We start from the raw sequence: 17,607 nt of genomic DNA, 5'->3' as shown, positions 1-17,607 counted from the left end.
GAGGGAGGCCGAGGAGCGCGAGCGCACTCGAAAACATCGACGGCGGACACGCCGAAATCGACCGCAGACACGCCGAAAAGTATCGCGGTCGGCCAGGAAGCCCCTGCGACAGCGGGCGATCGCGACGACCGCAATTGCTTTCGTCGCGCTCCTCACTATCAGCGTGTCGCTGCCCGCCCTCGCCGTGAATCCCGGCGCCGTTGCCGAGCCACCGCACAGTTCGGCAGCCGCCGCCGGCGTGCAGAGTCTTCCGGTCAGCGCCGCGGCGTCGGTCACGGTTCAGCGCGACGGATACAAGGTGGGCACGGCGCCTCGGCCTGCGCCGTTCGCGTACTCTCAGACTGCCGGAACGTACATGAACTATCTCGGTCCGATCCAGTGGCCGTTCCTGACGGGTGTCCCGATCTCGACCTACTTCGGGCCTCGGGTGCCGCCGTGTGGAGGCTGTTCCAGCTTCCACAAGGGACTCGATATGAACCCCGGCGTTGGCACACCCATCCAGTCGATGGCTGACGGTGTGGTGCGCGAAGTGTCTTCAACCGACAAGAGCGGGCTCGGCGTGTACGCCATCATTGACCACAGGGTCGATGGTCGGCTCGTCAGCAGCCTCTACGCCCACATGCAGGAGGGCTCTCTCGCCCTGAGACCGGGGCAGCCAGTCGTCGTCGGGCAGCAGGTCGGAAGCGTTGGCAACACCGGTCAGAGTACCGGTCCTCACCTGCATTTCGAGATCCTGCTCGATGGCGTAACACCGACGGACCCGTTCGCGTGGCTCACTACGCGGGTGGGCCCGCTGTGATCGCCAATTCGAATGGGGCCGGTGGTTCTGGAGGGCAGCGTGTTTCCTGGCGGGGAGCGTGGGGCGTTGTCGTCATACTTTCGCTCGTCGCGGCTGGTGGCGTCATACAACCCGCACGGGCCACCGCGTACCCCTCCTGGGCGGACGTCGAAAACGCGAGGGCCAGTGAAGCCTCAAAGCGCACCCAAATAGACAAGCTGACCACCCTGATCGCGGGACTGAAGACAGACGTCGAGACCGCGAAGGGCATTGCCACGCGGCGGGGTGCCGAATATGAGCGCGCCCAGGGGTTGTTTGACGAGGCCACCTACCGCGCAACTATTCTGCAGGGGCAGGCCGACGAAGCCGCCAAGCGCGCGGATGCCTCTCGGAAGCAGGCAGGAAGACTGGCGTCCATGCTCTCTCGATCCGGTGGCACGGACCTCTCGATGACACTGTTCCTGAATGGCAGCGACTCGGAAGGCCTACTCTCTCGGTTGGGTTCACTGAGCAAACTCACCGAGCGCACGAGCCTTGTCTATGCGCAAGCAGCGTCGGACAGGAATTCCGCGACCGCGTTGACAAATCAGGCCAAGGTGGCGAAGAAAGCACTCGGCGCCCTGGCCGCAGAGGCACAGTCGGCATTGACCAGGGCCGTCGAGGCGAGCTCCGCAGTGCAACGAATGCTCGCCGAACAGCAGCAATACGCCGGCACCATGCAGGCGCAACTCGCGGTCCTCAAAGAGGGACGTGCCGCCACAGAAGCCGACTTCGCGAAAGGCGAGACGGTACGCCGTGCAGCAGCAGCAGCAGCAGCGGCAGCAGCAGCGGCGGCGGCAGCAGCGACTGGGGGTGGAGGGTCACGTGACTCGGGTCAGCTCAGCGGCCAGGGCTGGGCGCTGCCCGTTTCCGGATGGATCAGTAGTCGCTTCGGGCCGCGCCCCAGCAGGCCTGTTGCCGGTGTCGGCGCGTTCCACTACGGGACGGACATTGCCGCCGGGTGTGGCAGGGGGGTATTCGCCGCAACGGCGGGAACCGTTGTCTACGCTGGTGACCTCGGTTCCTACGGAAACTGGGTTCTCATCGACCACGGTAACGGCGTTCAAACCGGTTACGCGCACAACAGCAGGGTGCTGGTCAAACCGGGTCAATCCGTGGATGCCGGCGCGGCGATCGCGTTGGTCGGGACGACCGGAGCGTCGAGCGGGTGCCATGTGCACTTCGACACCCGTGTCGACGGCGCCCGCATCGACCCAGAACGCTTCATGAGCACACGGGGAATCCGACTTGGTTAACGGCCGACTGATGCCAACGGAGCCGACCGCAAAGGGAGCACTTTCGGTCTCGGCTCCGCCGCGTTCGGCGTCACTGTCCTCGGGAATGAGAAGGAGGCGCTCATGCGCGCACGAATCTGGATAACGGCCGTCGCGGTCGTCATCGGCGCTGTCATCGCGGGGGGCTGGATAGCGGCCATTGGCGATGGTGAACCCCCGGCGCAAACAAGCGGCACCGTCGGGCCGTATGTCGGCGGAGATCTCCACGTGTTGACCGTGCTTCAGGACCGGCTATACGTCGGAGGGCACGACGGCGGGGCCGTCTCCGCCGACGGCGGCACGACGTGGACACAGCTCCCGTCGCTGGACGGTGCCGATCCCATGGGGGCCGCCGCGACCAGCGGGGAAACGCTCATCGGCGGACATCCGGGCCTCTACCGTTCCTCCGATGGCGACACCTTTTCGCGCGTCACCGGTCAGGCCGACCTCGGTGACGTCCACGCCCTGGGCGGGGCCGGAGACACCGTGTACGCCGGCACGCCCGAGCGCGGGCTGCTCGCCAGTGGCGACGGCGGGACGACCTGGACGACCCGCAACGCCCAGGCGGGACGGACGTTCATGGGCGTCATCCTGGTCGATCCGGCCGACCCACGCAGATTGATCGCGCCGGATATGTCCACCGGCCTCGTCACTAGCGCCGACGGCGGCATCACCTGGACGGCGCTAGGCGGTCCCAGCGGCGCGATGTCGGCGGCCTGGGACCCGACCGACACCCGGACGCTGGTGGCCGTCGGCATGGCCGGCAGCGCGTTGAGCGGAGACGGCGGCCAGACCTGGATCACCCTGACCGTGCCCGAGGGCACGTCCGCGGCCACGTTCTCCTCGGACGGCAAGACGCTCTACGCCGCAGCGCTCAGCGGCAGCAACGCCGCAGTTTACGCGAGTAGCGACCGGGGCCGTGCGTGGAAGCCACTGACCTAGGTCGACGCGCGAACGCGGGGCCTCCGCGGCGGCCGTCGTCGTGTCAGCCGGGCGCGGGGGCGTTGAGCGCGATCTCGGCCAACGGGGAAATCGTAGTGGAGGTGACATGAATCTGAACGCCAACCCGATTCTTGACCGGGACTCATCCTCAACATCGCGCTCTGGACCGTACCGACAAGGTCTTGCTGCCATTCCAGGCCCTCATCGGTTTTGGATCTTCGGCTCCGGTTCCGCGTCGTGAGACCTTGCACGAGCGCGAGCCTTGGCTCGAGACACTGGCTCTCTGGTGGCGAATGCGAGCCCGCGTTCGAGCTGTCCCTTGCCGTGAAAGCGGCGCCAAAGGCTCACGAACACGAGTGATCCGAAGGTCATCCCCAGCAGCAGCGGCCAGCCCGGGTAGTGGATCGTGTCGAAGTTGTCGCGCACAGCAACGGCGACGGCGAGGAGGATGATCTGCAATGTGTACACGGTGAGCGCCATCGATCCGGTGGCGCCGATGGGCCAGAACACTGCGCGGAGCACCTGGCCGACGCGACCCCGCTCGCGTGCCGTGAGCCAGAGCAGCGTTCCGATGACCGCGAGCGCGAAACCCCCAGACCCCAGGATTTCGACAGTGGAACCCGAATGTGCCCGGGCGGTCAGTCCGGGTAGAACGTAAGCCGCGCCGTAGCCCAGCACCGCCGCGAGCACGCCGCCGGCGATCATCCAGAACTGGGTCTTTGCGCGGCCGAGGTCGGAACGGGCCGCGATGAGGCCGACGAGCAGAAACGGCAGGAACATCAGCGCCGGGTAGTCGCCGGTGAGGAAGTAGCCCCGCACGAGGGCGGCCAGCGGTTGCATCGTGGGTCCGGCTCCATTGAGGGCGGCCGCGAGCATAGGTGCCCCCACCAGCAGGACTGCGGCGCCGAGTCCGAGGGTCCACCGCGGGACGAACAATACGGGTGCGATCAGGAGAAACATCACTCCGTAGTAGTCGAGGATGACCGCCACTTCGCTGTTCAGGATGTTCAGGATGAGTCCGAGGACCAACAGGATGAGCCCACGAAGTACGATGCCGACGACGCGACGAACATCCCTAAGATCGCGAGTCCCCGCGCAATGTCGAGTCCGACCACGCGCGAGGCGTTGGAAGTCAACACACTAGACGACAACACTGTGCCTCCAAGTCTCTGTATCGTCTTCGGACAATCAATAGGGAGAGGACCCCCCCCGTCACCCGCGGTGCGCAACCCCGCTGCTCGAAGGGAAGCTCGAGAAATCCAGGTCTCCGGCATGGCTCCCGGCTTCTAACGCGCGCCACTCGGCGCCGGCGCCGATTCGACGACCTTCGTATCGTCGACCGGCTCGCTCGGTAGGGGCAGGGAGAGCCGTTTCAGGAGCAGCGCGTTGACGGCGACGATGACACTCGACCCTGACATCGAGATGGCGGCGATTTCGGGGCTGAGCATGATGCCCAGCGACGGGTAGAACACGCCGGCGGCGATCGGCAGCGCGATCACGTTGTAGCCGATGGCCCAGCCCAGGTTCTGCCGCATCTTGCGCAGGGTTCCCTTTCCGATGCGCAGGGCCACGGGAACATCGAGCGGGTCGGAGCGCATCAGCACCACGTCCGCGGTCTCGATGGCGACATCCGTGCCGGCGCCGATGGCGATGCCGAGGTCGGCCTGGGCCAGCGCCGGGGCATCGTTGACGCCGTCGCCGACCATGGCGACGCGCTTTCCGGCCGCCTGCAGTTCGGCGATTTTCGCGGATTTGTCTTCGGGCAGTACTTCCGCGATGACGGTGTCGATCTTCAGCAGGGACGCGATCCGCTGCGCGGTTGCCTCGTTGTCCCCGGTCAACATGACGACCTCGATGCCCGCGTCGTGCAGGGCCGCAACGGCCGCAGCGGCAGTCTCACGGACGGCGTCGGCCAAGGCGATGACGCCGGCCGCTTGACCGTCCACGGCAACCAGAACTGCCGTGCGCCCAGTGGCTGCAAGCTCTTCGCGTTGCGCGGCCACCGGGCCGATGTCGATGCCCTGGGCGAGCATGAGCTTGCGATTGCCCACGAACACCTGGCGGCCCGCCACAGTGGCACCGGCCCCGTGGCCGGGAACGTTGCGGAAGTCCGCTGCGGAAAGGGCGGGCGCGCCCCGGGCTTCTGCGAAAGTGACGACGGCGGCGGCCAGCGGATGCTCCGACTCCCGCTCCACGGCGGCGACCAGGGACAGAAGCTCGCCCTCATCGATCCGAAGCGCGATGAAGTCGGTCACTTCCGGCTTGCCCTGGGTCAAGGTCCCGGTTTTGTCCATCACGACGGCATCTATCCGCGCCGCGGTCTCCAGCGCGGTCGCGTTCTTGAACAGGACGCCACGCTTCGCGCCGAGACCCGTGCCCACCATGATGGCCGTCGGCGTGGCCAGACCGAGCGCATCCGGGCAGGTGATGACGACAACGGTGATAGCGAAGAGGATCGCAGTCGGCACGGTTGCGCCGGCCAGCAACCACGCCGCGAGGGTGACGCTGCCGCCGATGAGGGCGACGAGCACGAGCCAGAACGCCGCGCGGTCGGCCAGGCGCTGCCCCGGGGCTTTGGAATTCTGCGCCTCCTGGACGAGTGCCACAATTTGGGCAAGCGCGGTGTCCGCGCCGACTTTGGTGGCACGAACCCGCAGCGTGCCGGTCGTGTTCACAGTGGCGCCGATCACGTCGGAGCCGGCCGACTTCGCGACGGGGAGACTCTCTCCGGTGACCATGGACTCGTCGATGTCGGATTCTCCATCCTCTACAACCCCGTCCGTCGGGATCTTGGCCCCGGGCCGCACCATCATCAGGTCGCCGGGCATCACCTCTGAGGTCGGGACCTCCACCGGCTCGCCGCCCCGGAACACCAGCGCCATGGCCGGGGCGAGCTCCAGCAGCGTGCGGATGGCGTCGTTCGCGCCGCCCCTGGCGCGCATCTCGAACCAGTGGCCAAGGAGCACGAAGCTGGCCAGCACGGTGGCGGCTTCGTAGAACACCTCGCCGCCGCCGGTCAGGGTGACGACCAGGCTGTACAGCCAGCCGGCCCCGACACCGACGGCCACGAGCACCATCATGTCCAGCGTCCGCGCCCTCAGCGCCCGGACGGCCCCGTCGAAGAATATCCAGGCGGAATAGAAGATGACCGGGAGGGAGAGGAGCAGCGCGAAGATGTCGTCCCGGAGGCCGAACGGGGCCGGCACGGTGAATCCAAGGACCTCGCGCCCGATCGGGGACCACAGCGTGATCGGCACGGACAGGGCTGCCGCGACGATAAACCGGTTGCGCATGTCGCGGATCATGGAGTCCATGGACATTTCGCCGTGGCCGCCGTGGCCCATGGCCTCCTGCGCGGTTCTGGTGACAGGTTGGGCGCGGCCGGCATGGCCGGCGTGGTCGGGGACCGGCTCCTCGACAGCGGATGTCGTGGCCTGTCCAGCGTGACCCTCGTGCGACACGTGCGTGCCGCTCGCGTGTCCGTCGTGCGACGTGTGCAAGCTGCCGGCCGCCATGGGGTCGCAAATGTGGTTCGGGACGGAGCGACCAGAGCAGTGATAACCGCAGTCCCGAACCCAGCGCGCGAGGTCTGCAATTGATGTCAACGCTGGGTCAAAGGCGACCGTGGCGGTCTGCGCAACCGGATTTGCCTCCACGCTCAGCACCCCCGGTCGGCGGGAGAGCACGGATTCGGCGACGGCCTTGGACGAAGCCCAGTTGACGCCTTTCACCTCGATAACTGCGGTTTCAATCTGCTGACTCATACGAACTGTTCCTCTCTGGAATGCGATGCCGTCGGCATTCGACGCGCGCCCACGCCGAACCCTAAACCGGTCTGGAACCCGGATCCGATGCTTGCGCCCGGACTGGTGGCAGGATTTTAAACGCGGCTGACGGACAGCTCAACGCGCGAAACCGGGTGCGTTTTTTGCGACGCGAACAAAAGCCGAGCCTCGCCCGCAGCGTCATCGATACGACCCAGGTCATTCGGCTCGTTCTGCCGAGGGAGGGAAGGCGTCATGAGCACAGGCGTGCTGGCAGGCGCACACGAAACAGTCGATTCACCGTCTGGGCAGTGGATCTGGCAATCCGGGCAAGATGTCTGCGGGGTCTCACCGGCGACGCTGGCGAGCGACTCCGAGTCCAGCGGCCCGGCCGAGGCGCTTGTATGTGACGTTCCTGGCGCATCATCGCCCTGACCGTGCAGCGTATGCAGACCGAGAAAGAGTGAGATAACGGCGACCAGGATCACGGCCACTGAGACCGCCGCGGGCGTCTTCGCAAGCTGGCTCGAGCGTCGCATGTCGATCACTGCGTTGCACCTCCAAACGGCGTTGCGTCTGCCTCTCTGAGTCGCTGGTCCGAGCATATCGACGAATGGGCAATCCGGCCGATCATGTGCGCTTCACCGCGTGGTTGACGATCGAGAGGTGGTGGCGCGTCGCGTCCTGGCGGCCCAGCTCCTTGAGTACGACATACATGCCGACCTCCGGATCCTTGACGTCGACGACCATCGTTCGTCGAAGCAATTCATGGCGATGGTGGACATGACGGGTCCTCTCGACCACTCAGTACATGCAGGTTGTTCATGGCCGTTTCCGCAACCCCCGCACAAGCGGCGCCTTCCCGAGGGCGGTGCGCTCGACGGCGTCGACCACTCGCACGTCGACGTCGGTTCCAACGACTCCCGCCGATTCCAGGGCCGCCTCCATGCCGGCGCGAACCTGCTCAACCGATGCCGAAGCGGCCAGGCCGGCGAGCAGGACTCGCAGGGATGCTGGCTCCTGGATGACCTGCCATCCCGCGATCGTTGCGTCGTCCAGGACGTTGTGGAAGACGTTGGGGTGGATGCTCACCTCGGCTGTGTTCCCGGGCAGCATCAGTAGGTCCTCAATTCGTCCCTCAATCCCGGCCAGGAGGGCGAATGAACGACCGCACGGGCAACCGCGACCGTCGATACCGACGCTGTCGGACATTTCATAGCGGATCAGCGGCAGGGTTCGGGAGAACAAGACGGTGACCAGGATCCTGGCGCCGATCGTCCCGGGCGGAACCGGCAGGCCGGCCTGGTCCACGGGTTCCACAATCACCAGATCCTCGTAGATGTGGCTGTTGTGGAACACACATGGCGACGCGATGCCCGCCGTCTCGGTGGCGGCATAGACGTCGAAGGGCGCCGACCCCCACGCCGCCCGCATCTCGGCGGCCGCGTGCTCGCTCAGCACCTCAGACGCAGACACGACCGACTGCGGCGATATGCGCAAGCGGCCTGCGCGCTGCTCCGCAGCCAGAGGCTTGAGTGCCGACGCGTACCCGACAAGGAGCCGAGGCTGGAAGGCATTCAGCTCGGCGACAATCTCCGCCGCCGGATCTGTCGCGTCCAAGCGGAGCGTCGGCACCAGCCGGGAGCGCAAGGAGGCCCCGACCACCGCCGACTGATGCGTCGGCGTGCGGGAGCTCACCACAGCGACCCGCAATGGATGAGTCAGTCCGGCCGGCACGCCGGCCCAGTCGTTGGCCCGGGCGTAGGAGGCGAGCACCGTGGCCCATTCGCGCCGATTCCAGATGAAGATGCCCCGCCGCCCGGTCGTGCCTGCCGTCGCCGCTGCCCACCAGCGACCCCGCCAGGGGCGCCCGGGGTCCGCGCCGCTCGCCACCAGGTTCCGCAGATGCTCCTCCACGTCTGCCAGCCGCAGCCCGGGGTCGGTCACGGCCTGGTCGAAGTGGCCCATCAGGTCTGCCTTCGTCACCGGAGGCAGTTGGGACAACGGCGCGTCAAACAAACCGGCGTGGTGCTGTCGATAGAACTCGGAGCCGGCGTATGCCGCCCGGCGAAGATCCTGCAAAGCCCGTGCCTGATGTGCCTCGATCTGGCGGGTAGTCCAGTGATCCCGGCCCTTCCAGCGTGCACGGAGGTACAAAAGCTTTGACAAGAGGCGAATATCCATGCGGAATCCCTGTCGCAAACGAAACGGTGTGGCCTGATCCGGCCTCATCATATCCCTATACACGGATACCCTCCAGGGGTACCATGGGGCGTAACAAGTGCAACGCGCCAGCGAATAGAGGAGTTAGCCATGATGTGGGGATACGGCGGGAATATGGGCTGGACGTGGCTGTTTGGGCTGCTGATGCTGGTCGGGATAGTGCTGCTTGTTGTGCTTGCTGTGCGCGTGTTCAGCGGAGGCAGCAGTCGTAGCGGAGGTCCTGGCGCAACTGGACCGACACCTGGCCCGAGCCGGGCTCGTCAGATTCTCGACGAACGATACGCCAAAGGCGAGCTGACCGCCGAACAGCACCGGGAACAGGTCCAGGTGCTCGGCGAGAACCCCTAGTGGAACCGATCAGCCGCCGCGGCGCCTTGACGCTCGGCGGTCTGGGGCTGGCTGGCACCGTGGTCGGCGGCGCGGGCCTGCTGTGGACGTCATCATCGACACCAGCGCAGCCGCAGCCGGGAGAAGAACTCGCGGAGCCATCAGAACTGCGCAGCGCGAACGGCCGGTTGCAGCTCCGACTGGACGCGGCCCTCGGCACGGTGCACATCGGCGGGCGCAGCGCCAGCGCCCTGAGCTTCAACGGCGGTATCCCAGGACCAACCCTTCGGCTGAAGGCGGGGGAGCGGCTTGACGTGGCCCTGCACAACGGTCTTGACGACCCCACGAACCTGCACGTCCACGGCCTGCATGTCTCGCCCGAGGGCAACGGCGACAATCCGTTCGTGATGGTCGAGCCGGGCGAATCCTTCGACTACGAGTACCAGCTGCCGGCGGACCATCCGCCGGGCTTGTACTGGTACCACCCGCACCACCACGGCTTCGTCGCCGACCAGATCTTCGGCGGCCTTTACGGGGCGATCATTGTCGAGGATCCCGAACCGATTGAGGCGGCCAGGGAGCGGGTGCTCGTGATCTCGGATATCACCCTCGACGGGCTGGGGCGCATCCCGGCCGTCTCTCAGATGGAGCAGATGCTGGGCCGGGAGGGCGAACTCGTGCTCGTCAACGGCCAGGTGAACCCGCGGCTGAGTGCTCGCCCCGCCGAACGGGAACGGTGGAGAATCGTCAACGCCTGCGTGTCCCGGTATCTCCGGCTGCGGCTCGACGGGCAGCGGATGCAGCTGCTCGGCATCGACTCAGGCCGGTTCGGCGCCCCCGAAACCGTGGACGAGATCGTGCTCGCGCCGGGCAACCGGGCGGACCTGTTGGTCACGATGGTCGATGGCACGGCGTTGCTCGAGACTCTGCCCTACGACCGGGGCGGCCCCGGGGGGATGATGGGCGGAGGCGAACGGCCGCGCTCGGGCACTTCGGCCGGACGCGCCTCGCTGGCGACCCTGACCGTGGCCGGCCAGCCCGTTACGGCAGCACCCGAGGTCCCTCCGCAGCCGGCGTCCCGTGACTTCCGGGGCGCGGCCGTCACGGCTCGGCGGGAACTGACGTTTGCCATGGGAATGGGCGGAATGATGGGCGGGGGTGGGTCGATGATGAGCTTCACCATCAATGGCCGGGAATTCGACCCGGACCGAGTGGACACCACGGTCGAAGCGGGCAGCGTCGAGGAATGGACCCTGAGAAACACCAGTCCAATGGATCACCCGGTGCACCTGCACGTGTGGCCAATGCAGATCGTCGAGTCCGATGGTCGCGCCCCCGACACCGCGATCTGGCAGGACGTCGTCAACGTGCCGGCGCGCGGCCAGGTCCGCGTGCGGATCGCCTTCGACGACTTCGCCGGACGCTCCGTCTACCACTGCCACATCCTCGACCACGAGGACAACGGTATGATGGGCGTCATCGAGGTGCGCTAGAGCTGGTGTCGTGAGATCCAATTCGATCCGAACGCCAGCATCGAGCCGATCATCACCGCGGTCGCAAATTCGAGCCCCCAACAGAAACTTGAGCAAATGTCGGGTTAAACACCGTTCACTCAGGCTTAGGACGTAGCCTCGGTGCTTATGCACTTGGCGTCATGATGACCTCCTTGTCGCAATTTAGGGCTCCTTACTCACTTGTGAGTGCCGTTTCCCCGGACCTGGTCCCGGCTGGAACGCCCCCGCTCGAGTGTCCTACCGCCCCGCGCGCTCCGCCGCGATAACGAGAGTTGAATCATGCGTCCCATCAAGCTGTGTCCGCTTTGCCCTGCGCCGAGAGGCGCCCTTGAATAGCCGCGCCAACGGGGCGTTACCAATTGACGAGCCCCGCGATGCATCGCTTCCAACCGAGGGCAGGGTGAGGACGTCGATGCGGCGCCACATGATCGGGCCGGTCGCTATGGTTTTCGTTGCCCTCCTCGCCGTCAGTGGTTCCGTACCGGCATACGCGGTGGCACCGGACGCGCCTTCCGGACCAGGGCAGAACGTACCGATGTCCAGGCCGGCCCAGAGCCTGCAGGTCAGTCCGGCTGCAACGATCACAGTCCAGCGAGACGACTACACCTCCGCCGCGGCTCCAAAACCGAAGCCCAAACCCAAGCCCGCCGCGCAAGTCCAAGCCGCCAGCGTCGCCGTCGGAACCGGCCAAGGCTGGTTGCTGCCGGTAGCAGGCCGGATCAGCTCTGCCTTCGGCCCGCGCCCCAACGCGCCGGTCGCCGGTGTCAGCTCATTCCACAAGGGCGCCGACATCGCCGCGCCCTGTGGCCAGCCCGTGCGCGCGGCACAAGCGGGAACCGTCATCGAGGCCGGATATCAGGGCAGTTACGGCAACTGGGTCCTGATCGATCACGGCAACGGAATCCAGACCGGTTACGCCCACAACAGCCAGAACGTTGTGAGCAAGGGCCAGCGAGTTGCCGCTGGCGCCACGGTCGCCCTCGTCGGATCGACCGGCGCGTCGTCGGGTTGTCACGTGCACTTCGAAACCCGTGTTGGCGGAGCCCAAGTTGATCCGGTGTCGTTCATGAGCTCGTGGGGCATCAGGCTCGGCTAAGAGTAATCGCCACTAGGCGAACGACCTCGTCAACGGTCGAAGTAGTCGCGCATTATGCTGGACGCATGAGGCAGTCGGCGAGTTGGCGGGGTAGGACTTCCCGCCCGACGGGCTCGAAGGCGACCGACCTGAGTCACCAGTTGACTCCGCCCACAGGGCGTATCGTGCAGCTCGATGTCGGCTGAGACTTCTCGCTCTACCCGCCGATCGGGCAAGCGATTCGTGAGGCTGTTTTCCGGCACGGTCGCCATCCTCGCCGTGGTGGTCGGCGCACTCACGGCGGCGAATTTCACGCAGGGGCCGCGCCTCACTTCCGCCGAGCTCAACCTCGAGGGGGCTGTAGCGCGAAGCGGCCAGCGTCTGTTACTGCAGACCAACCAGCCGCTCGTGTCCGTGGACGAGAAGCAGGTGACGGTCGAACCGAAAACGGATGTCACAGCGACCGTCGCCGACTCTGCGATCACGATCCAATTCGGCGGCATCCTCCGCTACAACACCACGTACACGGTCACCGTCCGCGGAGTCGAGGGGACATCCCAGGAAGCCACGTCAACGCTGGAGCATACGTTCACCACTCCGGACAGCGACATCTACTCTCTCCAGCGCGATGTGCGCGTTGACGACGCCGGACTCAAGGGGCCGGACACGATCCGACGGACGACGATCCTCGGCCAGGGCTCCGGGAAGGCCGTCTTCAGCGCGCCGCGAATCCAGGAGTACGGCGTCCTCTCGGACGCTCTGGCCGTGGTCACCATCGGCGAGGACGAGACGACCTCTCTGGAGATCGTCTCTCTGTCCGGCGCGGAGCAGGTACCGGTGCCCCTGCCGACGGAGGGGAGCGTGAAGCGGCTGCGCACGGCCGCGTCGGAGAACCTCATCGCCTACACCTTCACGAGTTCCCCGACAGCTCCCGGGCCCAAGTACCGGGATACCCCGTTCGTCTACGATCTGGCCGCCGGTTCGGGCCTTCCAACGGAGGTGGCGGGGCTCGACGGGCGGCCGATGTCAGTGGTGGATCTGGACTTTATTCCTGGCACGACCTCGCTCGTGGTCCAGGCGGAAGATGAAAACGTGTTCCTCCTCGATGCTCTGAAGGAGGGCAAGGAGGGCACCCTCACTCCCCTCGGGCAGCATTCGGAGATCCGCGGATTCATCCCCGGGACCAAGGAGCTCGTCGTCGCCGATCCGACGCAGGGCTCGACCATCGACCTCACGGATGGCACGGTGACGGTGCTTGACCTTGCCGAGAGCGTCCTCAGCGACACGGCGTACCCGGGCCAGCTCGTCCTCCTGGATGGCCAGGGTCGGTATGCACGGCAATTCGATCAGGAGTCGACAGACACTACGGAGATGATCTCTGCGATCACGGTAACTGACGACAACGCCTCGAAGATCGTCTACCAAACGGCATCCGAGTCTTCCCGCGTCCGAAACTTCTGCGTTTCTCCGAACGGACAATATCTCGCGGCCGAGATCTTCTCCACGGATGGTAAGAGCGACTCCTACCCAAATCTCCCGGCCACCACCGGTTTGACGATCGTCCTGATTGACCTGGAAACGGGTGCAAGCAACCGCAGCATCTCCGGGTTCCTCCCCGGCTGGTGCCGGTGACTCCCGGCCGGCGCCGGAAACTCACATACGATGTGCATATGAGCCAGACCCTCACCGTTCGGCGCGGGCCTGCACTCCGGTTGACGCTGGGCCTCACCATCCTGGCCGCGCTCATCCTCACTCGGATCGTGTCCCCGCCCACGGGCGAAGCGGGGATGGCGGACGCCGTGCGCGACTTCGTCACACTGTCGATCAGCGTGGTCATCGAGTCCCTCCCGTTTGTGTTCCTCGGCATCATGCTCTCGATCGTTGTGCAGGTCTGGCTCCCGGAGGGATACCTGCTCCGCCGCCTGCCCCGAAATCCGCTGGCGCGCCGGGTTGTCCTCTCGCTGCTCGGGATGCTGCTGCCAGTCTGCGAATGCGGCAACGTCCCCCTCGCCCGGGGGCTGATGGCCAGGGGCCTGACAGTTGCCGAGTCGATGACGTTTCTCTTCGCGGCGCCGATTCTCAACCCCGTCACGATCATCACCACCTACCAGGCATTCGGCTGGGATGACGGAATCCTGCTGTCGCGCATCCTGGGTGGGTTCCTCATCGCGAACCTCGTGGGTTGGATTTACAGCCGGCACCCCCGGCCTGAGTCCCTGCTGACGCCCCGGTTCCAGGACACCTGCGCCCTCGGCGACCATCACGGCCAGCCGACCGGAAAGATGCGGCGCAGCGCGGTCCTGTTCACGCAGGAAACCAGCGCCATGTTGCCGGCACTGTTTGTCGGCGCCGGCATCGCGGGGCTGATCCAGGTCGGCGTTTCCCGCGAGGTGCTCGTCGCCATGGGCGGCAATCCGGTCTGGTCAGTGCTCGCACTGATGGTGCTCGCATTCGTCATTGCGATCTGCTCCAACGTGGACGCTTTCTTCATCCTCTCGTTCGGCGGCACGTTCATGCCGGGCGCGATCGTCGCTTTCCTTGTTTTCGGGCCGATGATCGACGTGAAGATGCTCGCGCTCCTGCGCACCACCTTCACCGCGAAGACTCTCCTGCAAGTCACGCTCGTGATCGGGCTGTGTTCTGCAACCCTTGGATTGGCGGTCAACTTCCTTGTTTAGACGACTAGTGAACCAGTGGCAGGGCGTTCTGCTCAGCCTCGTCGGCATCATCGCCACGGTCTGGTTGGGGATCACCGGGCAACTCGGGCTGTACATCCACCCGCGATACTTCGTCTTCACGATCATCATGGCGGTCATCGCCGCAGTCCTGGTCGTGGTCGCCTTCGCCGTCGTTCCCCGCCCGTCGGACGAGGAAGCACTGCTGGACACCGGCGGCCGGCGGGGGAGATGGCTCTGGTCAGCGGGGAGCGTCCTCATCATCGTCGCAGCCGTTGTGGCGCTCCTGGTCCTTCCGCCATCGACACTCACATCGGCAACGGTCAAGCAGCGCGATCTCAACGGATCGGCGTCGACGCTCACTCAGGCGGAGGCGAGCGGTTTGGTCGGCGGCGACTATGCAGCGTTCACCGTCCGCGACTGGTCCTCGTTACTCCGACAGGGCGCCGGTGAGGACTTTTTCGCCGACAAAACCGCGACCGTCACGGGATTCGTCACCCCGGACAAGAGCGACCCCGAGAACGTCTTCTTCGTCGCCCGCTTCTTCGTCAGCTGCTGCGCCGTGGATGCCCAACCCATCGGCATCCCCGTCTACTACCCGGGGTGGCAGGACGAGTTCAAAACAGACAGCTGGGTCACCATCACCAGCGGCTTCAAGATGAACCCGAGCGCGATCAGCGACGAACAGATCGTGCTCGTCCCCGACACGATCACGCCCACAGAGCGACCCTCGGAGCCGTACGTCTACTAAGTAGCTTGAAGCGCCACGCGGATCGCCGGAGCAGGAGCGGGGATGGTGTCGAAGGGGGCTGGGCTCCGCACTCGGACTTGATGCGCGCACGTTTATTCAACGTTTATTGCGTCGAAACCTGCCTAGGCGGGTCGAGGTGTTGCGATAGAATTGGATCAGATATTGCAAGGAACTCCTGGTCAGATCGAGATCAGTCGAGGTTTCGACGCTTAGGTCGACACGTTGAAAAGGGCCCGTCGCAATCCGTCGGTCATGGGTTCAAGTTCCATCCGCCCTACATCAGAACACCGTTTGATCAGGGTTCTTTGTCGACGCAAGAGGGGGGAGAGACTCGAATCGTTTCTCCTATGGTCATGGGTTCAAATCCCTCCCGCCGTGCCTCGAAACCTCGTCCGACCGGGGGTTCATGTCCTCAATGGAAGTGCAAGACTCGATGAGTCCAACACTTATCCAGCGGCAGATGGCTTTCGAGACTCTCCGATCGGACGGTGCACGAGCGGCTTCAATTCATCTGGGCTGGCCTCGGACACTTACGGGTTCTGGACACTGAACGTCTCCCCGGGATCGGCGTCGAACCCGTGCTCACAACAAGCGAGCTTGCCGACTATGTCGGCGTCGCCAAAAACCCGGAGGGCGATCCAGGTCGAAGCATAGTGCGTAAGCCCCGTTGTGGGGTGGGGATACCAGATCGAGTGGGCCGCCTCAGGATGCCATGATTGGGGGATGACTGATTCCCCACGCCCTGCTGGCTGGTAGTCCTCCGGCGCATGAAACGCTCAGTACTTACAGTCGGCGATCTAACGACGACAGCTAGTCTGGACACCCGCGTACTCGGCGGTGCTGCCGGACTCTCCCGGAAGGTCTTATGGGCCCACAGTTGCGAGATGGACGATCCCTGGCGTTGGCTCGGTCCTGACGAACTCCTCATGACCGTCGGTTTGTGCGTCCCCGAAGACCCTGCGCGTCAGAGAGAATTCGTCTCTGCTCTGGATGACGCCGGCCTAGCAGGAATCGCAATCGGTCTGAACGACATTGCACCCGCGATCAGCCCGGACATGATTGATGAGGCAAACAAGCGAGGGTTTCCCCTCCTTGAAACGGGGCGGGATACTCCGTTCGCTTCCATTGGGCGCACGGTTGCTGCCGCCACAACCACCGAGCAGACCTTTCAAGTCTTGAAGCTCAGCAAGTTGTACCATCTGGCCACGTTCGCTGAATCTGATCCCCGCACCCTTCTTCGTGATCTGCAAGGATTGCTCGGAGTTGCATTGAGCGTCGTGGACAACAGCACGGGGATTGTGATTGTTGATGGAGGCGAGCTACGAAATCTTGATTCCCACGAGGACTCACCGGTACGATCGTTCGCCCTGCCCACAGACCGAGGAATAGCCCTCAAGGTCACTGAATTCCCAGGCGAGGAGCTTGATAGCTTCATTCAAGTGCACCTGTTGCAGGTGGTGGACATTGCGGTCAGTAGAGTCCTTCGTTCCGTCAGGCGGCGCGTAGAAAGAAGCAGTCTGGCACTGCAGGAACTTCTCAATAGTCATCTCCCGCCGGGGCTGGATGACATCCTCGGGCAATATACGTTTTCCGACGGCTTCCAGCTTGTCGCCGTCTCGGGCCACGAAGACGAAAGGGTTGGACGGTCTATCGGTATGGCAGAACTTCCCGCCTTAGCTACGCTGCACCGAGGCGCCATGTTCATATTTGTACCGCTTAGCTCACTCGAGCCTGTGCAAGCGCTTTTAGCAAAGCTCTCAATACAGGCTGCTGCTTCCTCAACCTTCACCGACTATCGCGACACACAATTTGCCGCGATCCAAGCAGCTAAGACATTGGCATCCGCCCGTGGAACGAATCAGATGTGGAACGACTTTGAGGGTGTCTCGATCTCTCTGCTGACACGTTCACGAAAAGAAGCATCGGAAATCGTCGCCCAGGTGCTCGGAGACCTGGCTCGAGACGATCTGAAGTCTGCAGCCCTAAGAGAGACCCTGTTCTGCTTCATCCGAAATGACCGACGATGGATCGATACAGCTCAGGAACTGAATATCCATCGGCAAACCCTTTCGTACAGACTCATCAAGATCAAGGAGATCACGGGACGAGACGTCTCGAGTTCGGCTGATCTGTCGGCTTTCTGGATTGCCTACCAAGGCTGGCCTTCCTACAGCGGTTTAGCAGACGACGTTGCCCGCTAGATGTGTTCCCACCGAGGTTGTCCAGCTCTGTCAGCGCTCCTCGA

General features: G+C 64.7%; 15 protein-coding genes. 10 read left to right on the top strand and 5 right to left on the bottom strand.

The window, feature by feature from the left end:
• Positions 1 to 163 precede the first annotated feature (163 nt).
• From E3O23_RS04025 to E3O23_RS04015, 3 genes are all read left to right on the top strand, one after another.
• Entirely contained in the window at positions 164 to 799 is a 636-nt protein-coding gene (locus tag E3O23_RS04025; RefSeq protein ID WP_134488401.1) for a M23 family metallopeptidase, read from the top strand.
• A complete protein-coding gene (locus E3O23_RS04020) occupies positions 796 to 2,073 on the top strand; it encodes a M23 family metallopeptidase (RefSeq protein ID WP_134488399.1) in 1,278 nt (425 codons plus the stop codon). Before E3O23_RS04025 ends, E3O23_RS04020 begins: the two co-directional genes overlap by 4 nt.
• Positions 2,074 to 2,175: 102 nt before the next feature.
• Positions 2,176 to 3,033: a WD40/YVTN/BNR-like repeat-containing protein gene (locus tag E3O23_RS04015; protein ID WP_134488397.1), complete on the top strand. Its 858-nt coding sequence runs from the start codon at positions 2,176 to 2,178 to the stop codon at positions 3,031 to 3,033.
• 201 nt (positions 3,034 to 3,234) lie between these two features.
• On the opposite strand, the gene E3O23_RS04010 is transcribed toward E3O23_RS04015, so the two are convergent.
• From E3O23_RS04010 to E3O23_RS03995, 5 genes are all read right to left on the bottom strand, one after another.
• Positions 3,235 to 4,062: a DUF418 domain-containing protein gene (locus E3O23_RS04010; RefSeq protein WP_134488395.1), complete on the bottom strand. Its 828-nt coding sequence runs from the start codon at positions 4,060 to 4,062 to the stop codon at positions 3,235 to 3,237.
• A gap of 257 nt (positions 4,063 to 4,319) precedes the next feature.
• On the bottom strand, positions 4,320 to 6,797 hold the full coding sequence (locus E3O23_RS04005) for a heavy metal translocating P-type ATPase (RefSeq protein WP_134488393.1): 2,478 nt from the start codon (positions 6,795 to 6,797) through the stop codon (positions 4,320 to 4,322).
• Positions 6,798 to 6,913: 116 nt separating this feature from the next.
• On the bottom strand, positions 6,914 to 7,345 hold the full coding sequence (locus E3O23_RS04000; protein WP_134488391.1) for a hypothetical protein: 432 nt from the start codon (positions 7,343 to 7,345) through the stop codon (positions 6,914 to 6,916).
• A gap of 82 nt (positions 7,346 to 7,427) precedes the next feature.
• Positions 7,428 to 7,562: a hypothetical protein gene (locus E3O23_RS18670; RefSeq protein WP_255453288.1), complete on the bottom strand. Its 135-nt coding sequence runs from the start codon at positions 7,560 to 7,562 to the stop codon at positions 7,428 to 7,430.
• Between the two features lie 57 nt (positions 7,563 to 7,619).
• Positions 7,620 to 9,029: a phenylacetate--CoA ligase family protein gene (locus E3O23_RS03995; RefSeq protein WP_241983311.1), complete on the bottom strand. Its 1,410-nt coding sequence runs from the start codon at positions 9,027 to 9,029 to the stop codon at positions 7,620 to 7,622.
• An 81-nt stretch (positions 9,030 to 9,110) separates the two neighbouring features.
• Here E3O23_RS03995 and E3O23_RS03990 point away from each other — a divergent pair, with 81 nt between their 5' ends.
• From E3O23_RS03990 to E3O23_RS03960, 7 genes are all read left to right on the top strand, one after another.
• A complete protein-coding gene (locus tag E3O23_RS03990; RefSeq protein ID WP_134488389.1) occupies positions 9,111 to 9,368 on the top strand; it encodes an SHOCT domain-containing protein in 258 nt (85 codons plus the stop codon).
• The gene (locus E3O23_RS03985) at positions 9,368 to 10,840 is read left to right on the top strand and encodes a multicopper oxidase family protein (protein ID WP_134488387.1); all 1,473 of its coding nucleotides are present in this window, start codon (positions 9,368 to 9,370) and stop codon (positions 10,838 to 10,840) included. Before E3O23_RS03990 ends, E3O23_RS03985 begins: the two co-directional genes overlap by 1 nt.
• 556 nt (positions 10,841 to 11,396) lie before the next feature.
• Positions 11,397 to 11,957 (top strand): M23 family metallopeptidase, encoded by a 561-nt coding sequence (locus E3O23_RS03980; protein WP_166790397.1) that lies wholly within the window; start codon positions 11,397 to 11,399, stop codon positions 11,955 to 11,957.
• 222 nt (positions 11,958 to 12,179) lie between these two features.
• On the top strand, positions 12,180 to 13,568 hold the full coding sequence (locus E3O23_RS03975) for a WD40 repeat domain-containing protein (RefSeq protein ID WP_134488384.1): 1,389 nt from the start codon (positions 12,180 to 12,182) through the stop codon (positions 13,566 to 13,568).
• Positions 13,569 to 13,606: 38 nt separating this feature from the next.
• Positions 13,607 to 14,614, top strand: a complete 1,008-nt coding sequence (locus E3O23_RS03970) for a permease (RefSeq protein ID WP_134488382.1) — start codon at positions 13,607 to 13,609, stop codon at positions 14,612 to 14,614.
• Between the two features lie 7 nt (positions 14,615 to 14,621).
• On the top strand, positions 14,622 to 15,362 hold the full coding sequence (locus E3O23_RS03965) for a TIGR03943 family putative permease subunit (RefSeq protein ID WP_134488380.1): 741 nt from the start codon (positions 14,622 to 14,624) through the stop codon (positions 15,360 to 15,362).
• A 767-nt stretch (positions 15,363 to 16,129) separates the two neighbouring features.
• The gene (locus E3O23_RS03960; RefSeq protein ID WP_134488378.1) at positions 16,130 to 17,563 is read left to right on the top strand and encodes a PucR family transcriptional regulator; all 1,434 of its coding nucleotides are present in this window, start codon (positions 16,130 to 16,132) and stop codon (positions 17,561 to 17,563) included.
• The last annotated feature ends 44 nt before the right edge of the window (positions 17,564 to 17,607 follow it).

It is taken from the genome of Cryobacterium tagatosivorans, assembly GCF_004402215.1.
GTDB classification, from domain to species: domain Bacteria; phylum Actinomycetota; class Actinomycetes; order Actinomycetales; family Microbacteriaceae; genus Cryobacterium; species Cryobacterium tagatosivorans.
Note: the sequence above shows the minus strand (reverse complement) of the source record. Positions and strands in the feature narration are given on the sequence as shown.

Bases quoted from the DNA above. Each gene is read 5' to 3' on its own strand.
- E3O23_RS04015 (WP_134488397.1), top strand. From the start codon at position 2,176: ATGCGCGCACGAATCTGGATAACGGCCGTCGCGGTCGTCATCGGCGCT.
- E3O23_RS04005 (WP_134488393.1), bottom strand. From the start codon at position 6,797: ATGAGTCAGCAGATTGAAACCGCAGTTATCGAGGTGAAAGGCGTCAAC.
- E3O23_RS03995 (WP_241983311.1), bottom strand. From the start codon at position 9,029: ATGAGGCCGGATCAGGCCACACCGTTTCGTTTGCGACAGGGATTCCGC.
- E3O23_RS03990 (WP_134488389.1), top strand. From the start codon at position 9,111: ATGATGTGGGGATACGGCGGGAATATGGGCTGGACGTGGCTGTTTGGG.
- E3O23_RS03980 (WP_166790397.1), top strand. From the start codon at position 11,397: ATGTCCAGGCCGGCCCAGAGCCTGCAGGTCAGTCCGGCTGCAACGATC.
- E3O23_RS03970 (WP_134488382.1), top strand. From the start codon at position 13,607: ATGAGCCAGACCCTCACCGTTCGGCGCGGGCCTGCACTCCGGTTGACG.
- E3O23_RS03960 (WP_134488378.1), top strand. From the start codon at position 16,130: ATGAAACGCTCAGTACTTACAGTCGGCGATCTAACGACGACAGCTAGT.